Consider the following 11,661-nt stretch of genomic DNA (forward strand, 5'->3'; position numbering starts at 1 on the left):
CCATGAATGCCTTGACGGACAACACCCAGGCCGACACCGACGGCCTGACCCATCGCTATGTGCGCATCGCTGGCCAGCGCATCCATTGCGTCAGCGCCGGCAGCGGCCGCCCGGTGCTGCTGATTCCCGGCTGGCCACAGACCTGGTACGCCTGGCGCGGGGTGATCCGGGCCCTGGCGGCCCAGGGCTTCCAGGCGATCGCCGTGGACCCGCCGGGCAGCGGCCAGTCCGACCGCCCGGAGCAGGGCTACGACACCGGCCAGGTGGCCGAGGTGCTGCATCAGGTGATGCTGCAACTGGGCTTTGCCCGTTACAGCGTGGTCGGCCATGACGTCGGCATGTGGATCGCCTACGCCCTGGCCAGCGACCGGCCACAGGCGGTGGAGCGCCTGGCGCTGACCGAGGCGGTGATCCCCGGGCTGGCGGAGGCGCCGCCGATTTTCGTGGCGCCGGAGCAGAACATCTTTCTCTGGCACTTCATGTTCAACCAGCTGCGGGATCTGCCCGAGGCACTGATCGCCGGGCGCGAACGGGCCTACCTGAGCTACATCTTCGACCACTGGTCCCATCGTCGCGAAGCAGTGGCCGCCGAGGTCTACATCGACGCCTATGCGGCACCGGGCGGCCTGCGGGCGGGCTTTGCCTACTACCGGGCGATTCCCGAGACGGTGCGCCAGAACCGCCTGCGGGCCCAGCGGCCGCTGGCGATGCCGGTGCTGGCGATCGGCGCCGAACACGCCACCAACGATGCGCCGCTCTTGACCCTGCAAGGCCATGCCAGCGACCTGCGCGGCGCCATAGTGCCGGACTGCGGGCACTTCATCATGGAAGAGGCGCCCGAGGAATTTCTCGCGCTGCTGCTGCCGTTTCTGCAGGAGGGCGGTGACTGAGGCGCGACGCAGGCACGGCCGCGGGCACGGAAAATGACCGCGGCCGGTACAAATCTAATATCATTTCGTCCCGGCGCGCCGCGCCAACCGGCTGTCCGGCCTGCGCCGAACGCCTTCCCTGTCTTGACGAGATACCCGACCCCCATGGCTGGAAGACCCCGCGAATTCGATCGTGACCTGGCGCTGCGCCAGGCACAGGAACTGTTCTGGGCCCGTGGTTTCGAAACCACCTCCATGGCCGACCTGGTGGCGGCCCTGGGCATCGCTTCGGCGCGCATCTATGCCGCCTTCGGTTCCAAGGAGGCGCTGTTTCGCGAGGCCATCGAGCTGTACGAAAGCCAGGAAGGCGGCTTCGCCGACCTGGCCCTGCAGGAGCCCAACGCCTACCTCGCCATCGAGCGCATGCTGCAGGACGCGGTGGCCCTCTACACCCGTCCCGACGGTCCCCGGGGCTGCATGGTGGTGGCCTCCGCGGTGAACTGCTCAAGCGACAACGACAGCGTGCGCGAATGGCTGGCCGAGCATCGCCGGGCCCGTACCGCGAGCATCATCCAGCGCCTGGAAGCGGCGGTGCAGGCAGGTGAATTGCCCCGCCACAGCGATGCAACGTCCTTGGGGGATTATTACTCCATGGTGCTCCACGGGCTCTCGGTGCAGGCCCGCGACGGGGTCAGCGCGGCGCGCCTGCTGCAGGGCGTGGCGCTGGCCATGCAAGTCTTTCCGGGCAGCGCCCCAGGGCGCTGAAGCGGTGCCCGGCAATGCTCCGGGCAACGGGCTTTGCTCCGCGACCCCGGGGCCGCTAAGGCTGGCCCGGGTTGTGCATTTTTTATCGGGTCCTGGACCTGTTCCATCAGCGAAAGAGTACGACGCCCCCCATGAGCGATTCCCCGGCGACACCCCAAGGCAACTGGCAGCCGGTCATCGCACTGGCGCTGGCGGCCTTTGTCTTCAACACCACCGAGTTCGTGCCGGTGGGCCTGCTCAGCGCCATCGGCGCCAGCTTCGATTTGCCCACCGAGCGGGTCGGGCTGATGCTGACCATCTACGCCTGGATCGTGTCCCTGACCTCGCTGCCGGTGATGCTGCTGACCCGCAACGTCGAGCGGCGCCGGTTGCTCACGGTGCTGTTCGGCCTGTTCATCGTCAGCCATGTCCTGTCCAGTGTGGCCAACAGCTTCGGCCTGCTGATGCTCAGCCGTATCGGCGTGGCCCTGGCCCATGCCCTGTTCTGGTCCATCACCGCGTCCCTGGCGGTGCGCCTGGCGCCGCCGGGCAAGCAGGTGCAGGCCCTGGGGCTGCTGGCCACCGGCACCTCGCTGGCCATGGTCCTGGGCATTCCCCTGGGACGCTTGCTGGGCGAAGCCCTGGGCTGGCGCACCACCTTTGGCGTGATCGCCGCCATGGCCGGCCTGCTGGTGCTCTGGCTGATACGCACCTTGCCGCTGCTGCCGAGCCAGAACTCCGGCTCGCTGCGCAGCCTGCCGTTGCTGTTCAAGCGCCCGGCGCTGGTGGCGATCTATGTGCTCACCGCCCTGGTGGTGACCGCGCAGTTCACCGCCTACAGCTACATCGAGCCCTTCATCAAGGTGGCGGCGGGCCTGGGCGGCGAGGTGGTGACCCTGGTGCTGCTGGTGTTCGGCGGCGCCGGCATCATCGGCTCGCTGCTGTTCAGCGTGCTGCATCGCCACAGTCCCCAGGGCTTCTTGCTGACCGCGGTGGTGCTGCTGGCGCTGTGCCTGAGCCTGCTGTTGCCGCTCAATGGCCACGTCTGGTCGCTGGTGGCGCTGAGCGTGGTCTGGGGCATGGCGATCATGGGCTTCGGCCTGGCCCTGCAATCCAAGGTGCTGGTGCTGGCGCCGGATGCCACCGACGTGGCGATGGCGATGTTCTCCGGGATCTACAACATCGGCATCGGTGGCGGCGCGCTGCTGGGTAGCTGGGTTGGCGGGCAACTGGGTTTTGCTTATGTCGGCCTGGCGGGCGGCGCCCTGGCGAGCCTGGCCTTGCTGCTGTACAGCCTGGCCCTGCGGCGCATGGCTCGCAGCAGCGTGTAGCCGCTGCCGCAGGCTGCGAACGGTCTGGGCGGCACTCCGTCGCAGGGACGCGGCGATCTTGAGGCCGCTGCGCGTTCGGCGGGCGATCGCCAGGCAAGGTCCTGCGGACCTTTGCGCAGCCTCGCCGCAGGCTCGGCAGCGGCTACAGGGCCGCAGGGTTTCGACAATGCGCGTCGTTCAGCGGCGTCGGGCTTCGGGCCAGCAGGCCACTAGGACGAGCAACAGCGCCGCCAGCAGGTAGGGCAGGCGCGGTTCCAGCCCGTAGATCAGGGTCCCGGCCAGGGGCCCGACCACCACTCCCAGGCCCTGGGCCGCGCCGACGGAACCGGCGGTGGCGCCTTGCTCGGCGGCGTCCACCGCGTTGCTGGCCAGGGCGGCGAACGAGGGGAAGATCCAGCCCATGCCCGCGGCCGAAACGAAGAACCCCAGCCACAGCACCCAGGCCTGGGCCGCGACAATGCTCGCGGCAAAACCCACGGCGGCCACCAGGGCGCCGATGCGGATCATCCGCAGTGGCGGCCATTCCAGCTTGCGCACCACCAGTTGCGAGGCGATCAGCGCCACGCCGACCAGGGTCAGGGCAATGCCGGCGGTCTGCGCCGCGTGCGCCGGGTCCATGCCCAGGCGGTCGAGGGCGAAGAAGCCGACGGTGATCTGCGCCATGGCCACGCACAGCATGGCGACGAACGCCACCAGCAGCGGCCGGCGCAGGCGCGGGTCGCCCAGGCTCACCGATTTGGGTGGCTGCTTGAGGTGCAGTTCCTGGCGCGGCAGCCGCGCCTTGAGGAAGGCGAAGCCCAGCAGCGGCAGCACCGCCAGCACGTAGAACGGCAGGCTCAGGCTGTGGCGCGCCAGCAGCGCAGCAATTGCCGGGCCCAGCACCAGGCCGCAGGCGTTGGCCGCCCCCAGCGAGGCCATGGCCCGGGCCCGGTGCTCGGGCGCGATGTTGTCGGCGATCAGCGCGTAGCCACCCACCGGAATCGCCGCGTAGAACACTCCGGTCAGGCCCCGTCCCAACAGCAGCCCGGCGAACGCCAGCAGGGCCGAGGGCAGGGCGTGCAGCGCCACGTCGATAAACAGGCTGAGGGCGATAAAGGCCAGGGTGAAGCCGCCGGTGCCCAGCAGCAGGATCTGCCGTCGGCCCAGGCGGTCGCTGGCCCGGCCCCAGGGCCGGGCCAGGAGCATCCAGATCACCCCGGAAACGGTCACCGCCGTGCCCGCCTGCCAGGTGGCCAGGCCGAGTATCCGCGCGATGGGGCCGATCAGCGAAACGAACGCCATCATCGCCATGGTGCAGGTCAGGTTGGCCACCAGCAGCGGGCGCAGGTCGAAGGCCGGGGCGGCCTGGGGCGTGTCCAGGGTGTCGAGGGGCAACTGTTGAGCGTGGGTCATGGTTTATCCCAGGGCGGAGTGAGAGGGCAGGCGGCCGTCGACCATTACCAGCGGTCGACCGCGTACCTGTTCCAGGTGGCCGTCGACGCCATAGACGTCGCGCAGCAGCTGTGGGTTGATCACCTCCAGGGCCGGTCCGGCGGCGGCCAGGCGGCCGTTGTGCAGCACCACCACCTGCTGGCTGAAACCCAGGGCCAGGTTGATATCGTGGACCACCACCAGGGTGATCAACTGGCGCTCGCGGGTGGCCCGGGTAATGGCGTCCACCACCTGGCACTGGTGGTACAGGTCCAGGGCGCTGGTGGGTTCATCCAGCAGCAGTACCCGAGGCTGGCGCACCAGGGCCTGGGCCAGCCCCACCAGTTGGCGCTGGCCACCGGAGAGGGCGTCGATCGGGCGGTCGGCCAGGGCGGTCAGGTCCAGGTCCCGGAGCACCTGTTCGACCCCCTGCAGCACCGCCGCGCTGGGCCGGCCGGGGGCGAAACCGCCAGCGCGATGGCCGGCCATGGCGGCGCTGAGCACCGCTTCGAAGGCGCACAGGCGGGTGCGTTCCGGCAGGCTCTGGGGCAGATAGACGATGTGCTGCGCCCGTTCCACCTGGGGCAGGCGGTTCAGATCGGTGCCATCGAGCAGCACCTGTCCGGTGGTTTTCTGCAACCCGGCGATGCCCCGTAGCAGGGTCGATTTTCCCGCCGCGTTGGGGCCGATCAGCGCGGTCACGCTGCCCCCGGCCAGGGGCGGCAGGGCTACGTCGCACAGCACCTGGCGGCTGCCGTAGTGCATGTTCAGGCCGGCGGTGCACAGGCCGGCGTTGGAGGACACAGGCGAGTTCACAGGACACCTCGACGGTTGCGCATGACGATGGCCATGAAAAAGGGAATGCCCACCAAGGCAGTGACGATCCCCACCGGAATCAGCACCCCGGGGATCAGCGCCTTGCTGGCGATGGAGGCCATGGACAGGATCAGCCCGCCGCTGAGCACGCTGGCCGGCAGGAACAGCCGATGGTCCTCGCCCACCAGCAGGCGGGCGATGTGCGGGGCGATCAGGCCGATAAAGCCGATGGTGCCGACAAAGGACACCGCCAGGGCCGACAGCAGGCTGATGCGCAGCAGCGCCAGCAGGCGCAGGCGGCCAACGTCGATGCCGAAGCTGCGGGCCCGTTCCTCGCCCAGGGTCAGGGCGGTCAGGGCCCAGCTCTGGCGCAGGGAAAACGGCAGGCACAGCGCCAGGGCCAGGGCCAGCAGCGCGAGCTTTTCCCAGGAGGCCCGGGCCAGGCTGCCCAGGGTCCAGAACACCAGTTGCTGCAGGCTGTCCTGGGTGGCGACGAATTGCAGCAGGGCCACCAGGGCATTGAAGGCGAACACCAGGGCGATGCCGAACAGCACCAGGCTCTCGACGCCGAAGCCGCGCCAGCGCGCCAGCAGGTAGAGCAAGGCCACCGAGGCCAGGGCGAAGAGGAAGGCGTTGGCCGAGATCAGGTACTGCGCCGGCACCCCGGGAATACCCAGGCCGAGGACAATCGCCAGGGCCGCGCCGAAGGCCGCGGCGGCGGACACGCCGAGGGTGAAGGGGCTGGCCAGCGGGTTGTCGAGCACGGTCTGCATCTCCGCGCCGGCCAGGGCCAGGGCGGCGCCCACCAGCACCGCCATCAGCGCGTAGGGCAGGCGCACGTTCCACACGATCACCGCTTCGACCCGGGGCATCGAGCCCGGGTCCCAGAGCACCTGCAGCAGGCGCGACAGGCTCATGCCCGAAGGCCCGGTGGTGATGTCCAGGGCCAGCGACAGCAACAAGGCCAGGGCCAGCCCGGACAACAGCAGCACCCGGCGGCCATGGCGTTTGCGGTAATGCCCGCTGGCGATGCTGTCCTGCACCTCGGTGGCGGCCCGGGTCATGGTTGCAGGCTCGTGGCGAACACGCCGCTGGCGGGAATCGGCATGAAGCGCTGGTACAGCTCGCGGCGGGTCTGGTCCGGGTCCAGGTCCTTGAACAGCTCCGGGTGCAGCCACTTGGCCAGGGCCTGGACCGCGATCAGGTGCTCCGGCGAGTCATAGAAAATGTGCCACAGGCCATGCACATGGCCCTGGCGCACTGCCCGCAGCTCGTTCAGCGGCGGGCGCTGGGCGGCCTGGCGCAGGCTGTCCCGGGCCTGTTGCAGGGTGGCGGAATAACCCAGGGTCACGCCGCCCTGGCCGGCGGCGAAGACCCCGGTGGCGACATACACGTCCGGGTCGCTGGAAAGGATGTATTCGACGTTGAGCACGCCAATGGGCCCGGGGATGCGCCCGTCGGCGATGTTGTGGCCGCCGGCCAGCTTGATCATCTCGCCGAAGTTGCCGGTGCCCGGCGAGCCGCAGCAATCCTGCAAGCCGGCGAGCATGTCGATGAAAATCGTCGGCTGCTTGAGCGGCGCGGCCTTGGTCAGGGTCTCGCTGACCCGGGCCAGGGACTGTTGATAGAAGGCGATGAACGCCTCGGCCTGCTGCACGCGGCCCAGGGCCTGGCCCAGCAGGCGCATGCTGGGCACGGTGTTGCGCAGGGGATGGTCGCTGAAGTCGACGAAGAGCACCGCCACCCCGGCGGCTTCCAGCTGCTTCACCGCCTCGCTGTCGGGGCTCGGCCCGTGGCCGCCGCTCAGGGCCATGATCGCCAGGTCCGGGTGCACCGCCAGGGCCTTTTCGACGCTGAAGGTTTCGGCGGACGTTCCTCCTACCAGCGGCACCTTGTCCGCCTCGGGAAAGGCCTTGTGGTAGGCCTCGTAGCCCTGCACGTCGAGGCCGCGAAAGTCCCCCTGCCAACCGGCGAGGCGGGCGAAGGGATTCTGGCCTTCGAGCAGTGACAGGGAATAGATCATCCGCCCCTCACCCAGGAGGATGTGTTCGACCTTGTCCGGCACCTGGACCTGGCGCCCGGCCAGGTCGGTGAGGGTCGCGGCGCTGGCGGTGGCGGCCCACAGCAGGCCGAGCAGCAGCCCGTGGCGGGCGCGACGCAAGAAATCACGGTGTGTCATGTAAGGGTTCCTTGAACGATTGGACGGCCCGGCGGGCGACGCGCTTGCGCCACCACAGCAGCAGGCCGGTGATGTACAGCAGGGGTAACGAAAGACCGCAGAGAAAAGCCAGCCAGGCGCCGGGAGCCCCCAGCAGCAGGTGCCCGTGGGCGGCGGACAACACTGGTTTTATCGCCATCGGCTGGGCCGCGAGCCAGGTGAACAGGTCGGGGCGCGCCAGCCAGGCGCCGCTTGCGGCGATCAGCAGCAGCGGCAGGCACAGCCAGGCCGCCGCCACGTTGTGCCATTCGCGCAGGCGTCGGGTGCCGCGGCTGCCGGGGCGCAGGCTGGCGGCTTTCCACCAGCTGCGCCGGCCCGGCCACCACAGGTACAGGCCACTGCCCAGCGAGCCCAGCAGCACCGCGCCACACACCAGCACCAAGTTCGAGCCCAAGGCCTGGGGCAACAGCAGGCTGCGGTGCAGCGCCACCAGCCTGGCCAGCCACAGGTCTTCGAAGACGAAGAAGCCCCGGGGCTCGCCGCTGTAGGGATCGATCATGGCGATGCCGGTGCCGGGGCGTTCCTTGAGGGCACCGAAGACGATCACGTTGTCCGATTCGAGAAAGCCCTGGCGCGGGGGCGCCGCGCCGAAGACTTTCTGCAACTGCGGATAGGCGCTGGCAGCGGCGTTGATCCAGGCGCTCTGCTCAAGCGGGGCGCGGTGTTCGCCAGGGGCCAGTTGCAGCATCGAGGCCCCGACTTCCCAGCGCAGGATCGGCCCCTTGAGCTCCAGCAGCGAACCACTGAGGCCCAGCAGAGCCAGCAGCAGGCCCAGGCTCAGGGCCAGCCAGCGATGCAGCCCGAGCCAGAGGTCACGCAGGCGCGCCACGGCGGCTTACCAGCGGTAGCGCAGGCTGGCGATGACGCTGCGGTCATAGCCGGCACTGCAACTGGTCAGCGAGCAGCCTTCGTAATAGCGCTTGTCGGTGAGGTTGGTGGCGTTCACCGCCAGGCGCAGGCCCTTGGCCGCCGGGATCAGCTGGTCGAAGTCGTAGTGCACCGCCGCATCCAGCAGGGTGTAGGAGGGCACGCTGACGGTGTTGGCGGCATCGGCCTCGGTGGAGCCGATGTAGCGCACCCCGGCGCCAAAGCCCAGGCCGCCGAGCGGACCTTCGGGCAGGGTGTAGTCGGCCCACAGCGAGGCCATCTTTTCCGGAGTGTCGGTGGGGCGCTGGCCTTTCTCCAGCGGGTTGTTGCTCTTGCTCACCTCGGCGTCGTTGAAGGTCAGCGTTGCCAGCAGGTCCAGGCCCCGGGCCAGGCTGGCCTTGCCTTCAAGCTCGATGCCGCGCACGTTCACCTCGCCGGTCTGCAGGGTGTTCAGGCGTTGGGCCGGGTCGGCGGTCTTGACGTTTTCCTGGGTCAGGTCAAACAGCGACAGGGTGATGTAGCTGTCGATCCCCGGTGGCTGGTACTTGACCCCCACTTCCGATTGCTTGGCGCTGGTGGGCTTGTACGGCGTGCCGTAGAAGTTGGTGCCCAGCACCGGGTCGAACGAGGTGGAGTAGCTGATGTAGGGCGCCAGGCCGTTGTCCGCCAGGTACACCAGGCCGGTGCGGTAAGTGAACTTCTCGTCGTTCTGCTTGCTCCCGGTCTGTTCCAGGCGATTGTCGGTGCGGGCGCTGGAGCGGTCCTGGCGCCCACCGACGGTGAGCACCCAATGCTCATCGAAGGTGAACTGCTGCTGGGCGTAGACCCCGACCTGATCGGCGCGCTGCACGGTGTTGGTGAACGGCGTGCTGGGGTCGAACACGCCGCCATGCACCGGGTTATAGATGTCGATGGGCGAGGCGCTGCCACCGCGCAGGTAGTAGTCCTCGCGGGTGCGCCGGTAGTCGATCCCCAACAGCGACAGCATCTGCGTATTGCCCAGGTTCCAGCGGGCCTGGGCGTTGTTGTCCAGGGAGTAGGTGTCGCCGACGATGCGAAAGCGATAGGCAGAGCGCTTCAACGTGCGTAGATCCGACTCCAGGGACATGCCGCTGGCGGTGTTGGTCAGCAAATTGACGTGGCCGTAGCGGGCGCTGGAATTGAGGCTCCAGACGTCGTTCAGGCGGTGCTCCAGCAGGTAGCCCAGTGAGTACTGGGTACGATCGTTGTCCAGCCCCGGTTCATCGAGGAACACATTGTGCTTGACCTTGCCATTGGGGTTGCCGAGCAGGGTGCCCCGGGCCGGCAGGAACACCCTGGGGGCACCGAACGCATCCTGGGTGTAGTCGGCCAGCAGGGTCAGGCGGGTGTCGTCGTTGGGCTTCCAGGTGAAGGAGGGCGCGAAGTACTGCTTGTCGTCCTTGATGTGCTCGAACTGGGTGCCGCTGTCGCGTTCCAGCCCCACCAGGCGGTAGAGGAACTGTCCCTCATCGTCCAGCGGGCCGCTGAAGTCGAACTGGCCCTGGGCCCGGTCGAAACTGCCGCCCTGGATCTGCACTTCATGGAAGGGCTGCTCCAGCGGGCGCTTGCTGATCTGGTTGACCACGCCGCCCGGCGAGTTCTGGCCGAACAGCACCGAGGCCGGGCCCTTGAGCACGTCGATGCGCTCCAGGCCATAGGCTTCGACCTTGGGCCAGGCCTGGGCGGTGTTGCCCTTGAGGCCATCGCGGAGCATGCCGGTGGTGACGTCGAAGCCACGGATCGAGATCGTGTCGAAACGCTGGCTGGCGGCGGTGGTGTTGGCCTGGACCCCGGCGGTGTAGCGCAATGCCTCGTTCACCGACTGCACCTGCTGGGCGTCCATCTGATCGCGGGTGACCACGGAAATCGCCTGGGGAATTTCACTCAGCGCGGCATCGGTCTTGGTCCCGCTGAGGCTGCGCCTGGCCACGTAGCCGCTTTGCTGGCCGGTCGGCGAGTCGACCTGGGTGGCGCTGATCACGCTGGTGTCCAGGGTCAGGCTGTGGTCCTGGTCGGCCTCGCCATCGGCGGCCAGCGCGGCGCCGGCCTGGGTCAGCGACAGGCCCAGGGCCAGGCCATGGATCAGGCACGCCAGCGGGCTGCGGTGCAGCGCCGGACGCAAGACCGGACCTGTGGCCGGCCAACCTTGGGTGTTTTGGTGCGCAACGCGGCTACCCATGCTTCACTCCGTGATGGGGATTAAATGAGAATGCAAACGTATCTCATTTGTGCGCCTGGGTTGCCGGCTAAAACTTTGGCTTGAGCGACCATTTCTTTCGTTTGCGGCACCGCGCGGGCTGGACGCCCGGGGCAACAGGCGCGAGGTTCGACGGCACCAGGCGGCGTTGTTCAAGACTCCAGGCATTCAAGGCAACGGCGCCTCAGCGCAAGGACTTGGGCGACACCCCGAAGCGCTTGCGAAAGGCGGTGGAGAAGTGCGCCGGGCTGTAGCCGACCCGATAGGCGGCGCTGGAAACATTGGTTTCGCCGCTGGCCAGCAGGCGGTACGCCTCGCTCAGGCGCTGTTCCTGCAGGTAGGCATAGACACTGGTGCCGAACACCTGGCGAAAACCGGCGGTGAGCTTGCGCGGATTCAGGCCCACCTGGCGCGACAGCTCGGACAGCGACGGCGAGGCCTGCAAGGAACCGAGCAGCAGGTCCCGGGCGGCATGGATGCGCTCGATGTCCGCCGCGCTGCCGGGGCTGTCCTGCAGCGGCCGCGACTCGGCATGGGCGAGGATCCCCTCGACCCCCAGGGCGGTGAGTTCCAGGGCCTTGCCGCCCAGGTAGAAGGAGCGGGTCGGGCCTTGCAGCGGGCAGGTGAGGATCTGCTGGGCCAGGGCCAGCAGCGGCTTGCTGGCCGGCTGGCAGAACAGCATCGGCCCGCCGCCCAGCGGGTCCAGCAGGCGCTCGGGCTCAAGGCCCGCCTGGCGGATTGCCGGGAAGTCCAGTTGCACCGTGGTGTAGCGCACCGGCACTCCGCTGGCGAACAGGTGGTCGCCGCAGTGCTCGCCCTGGTTGGCCACCGCGCACAGGGTCGGCCCGCGAATCTCCACCTCCGGCTGGCCCTCGACCCGGCAATTGAGCTGGCCGCTGAGCACCAGGATGATTTTCAAGCCTTGCCAGAGCGGCTCCTGCATCCACATCTGGCTGTCCATCAGCACCGTCCCGGTGGACAAGGTGATTTCCGGCACCACGGCCGCCGTGCCGGCGTGCTGCGGATTGGGAAAGTGCAGGGTGAAATCCCCTTGGACAGGCTGCGGCGCAGCGTGGGGGCTGAGCATGGCGAACTCCCTGTAGACCGGAAAAGAGGCCATACGCTATCAGGAAAATCCTTTCATGTAATTAAGAATGATTATCCTTTAGCTTTTGCCCCCGGTACTGC

Annotated in this window: 10 protein-coding genes; 3 read left to right on the forward strand and 7 right to left on the reverse strand. The window is 68.4% G+C overall.

The window, feature by feature from the left end; translation table 11 throughout:
- The first annotated feature begins 2 nt into the window (after positions 1–2).
- From GGI48_RS27990 to GGI48_RS28000, 3 genes are all read left to right on the forward strand, one after another.
- Positions 3–890: an alpha/beta fold hydrolase gene (locus GGI48_RS27990; RefSeq protein ID WP_179601137.1), complete on the forward strand. Its 888-nt coding sequence runs from the start codon at positions 3–5 to the stop codon at positions 888–890.
- 144 nt (positions 891–1,034) lie between these two features.
- A complete protein-coding gene (locus GGI48_RS27995; protein ID WP_016967511.1) occupies positions 1,035–1,634 on the forward strand; it encodes a TetR/AcrR family transcriptional regulator in 600 nt (199 codons plus the stop codon).
- A 131-nt stretch (positions 1,635–1,765) separates the two neighbouring features.
- Positions 1,766–2,944, forward strand: coding sequence for a sugar transporter (locus GGI48_RS28000; protein WP_047304905.1), 1,179 nt, complete (start codon positions 1,766–1,768; stop codon positions 2,942–2,944).
- A 177-nt stretch (positions 2,945–3,121) separates the two neighbouring features.
- Here the strand turns inward: GGI48_RS28000 and GGI48_RS28005 are convergent, their stop codons facing one another.
- The 7 genes from GGI48_RS28005 to GGI48_RS28035 form a co-directional block, all read right to left on the reverse strand.
- Entirely contained in the window at positions 3,122–4,336 is a 1,215-nt protein-coding gene (locus GGI48_RS28005; protein WP_179601139.1) for an MFS transporter, read from the reverse strand.
- A gap of 3 nt (positions 4,337–4,339) precedes the next feature.
- Positions 4,340–5,170 (reverse strand): ABC transporter ATP-binding protein, encoded by an 831-nt coding sequence (locus GGI48_RS28010; RefSeq protein WP_260620551.1) that lies wholly within the window; start codon positions 5,168–5,170, stop codon positions 4,340–4,342.
- The gene (locus tag GGI48_RS28015; protein ID WP_103740771.1) at positions 5,167–6,234 is read right to left on the reverse strand and encodes a FecCD family ABC transporter permease; all 1,068 of its coding nucleotides are present in this window, start codon (positions 6,232–6,234) and stop codon (positions 5,167–5,169) included. The genes GGI48_RS28010 and GGI48_RS28015 overlap by 4 nt, the downstream gene beginning before the upstream one ends.
- On the reverse strand, positions 6,231–7,349 hold the full coding sequence (locus GGI48_RS28020) for an ABC transporter substrate-binding protein (RefSeq protein ID WP_179601141.1): 1,119 nt from the start codon (positions 7,347–7,349) through the stop codon (positions 6,231–6,233). The genes GGI48_RS28015 and GGI48_RS28020 overlap by 4 nt, the downstream gene beginning before the upstream one ends.
- Positions 7,336–8,217 carry a PepSY-associated TM helix domain-containing protein gene (locus GGI48_RS28025; RefSeq protein WP_179601143.1) on the reverse strand — a complete coding sequence of 294 codons (882 nt, stop codon included), beginning with the start codon at positions 8,215–8,217 and terminating at the stop codon, positions 7,336–7,338. Before GGI48_RS28025 ends, GGI48_RS28020 begins: the two co-directional genes overlap by 14 nt.
- A gap of 6 nt (positions 8,218–8,223) precedes the next feature.
- A complete protein-coding gene (locus tag GGI48_RS28030) occupies positions 8,224–10,455 on the reverse strand; it encodes a TonB-dependent siderophore receptor (protein WP_179601145.1) in 2,232 nt (743 codons plus the stop codon).
- A gap of 202 nt (positions 10,456–10,657) precedes the next feature.
- Positions 10,658–11,560: a helix-turn-helix domain-containing protein gene (locus GGI48_RS28035; RefSeq protein ID WP_042941409.1), complete on the reverse strand. Its 903-nt coding sequence runs from the start codon at positions 11,558–11,560 to the stop codon at positions 10,658–10,660.
- Between the last annotated feature and the right edge of the window lie 101 nt (positions 11,561–11,661).

Source organism: Pseudomonas protegens, from assembly GCF_013407925.2.
Taxonomy (GTDB): domain Bacteria; phylum Pseudomonadota; class Gammaproteobacteria; order Pseudomonadales; family Pseudomonadaceae; genus Aquipseudomonas; species Aquipseudomonas fluorescens_AP.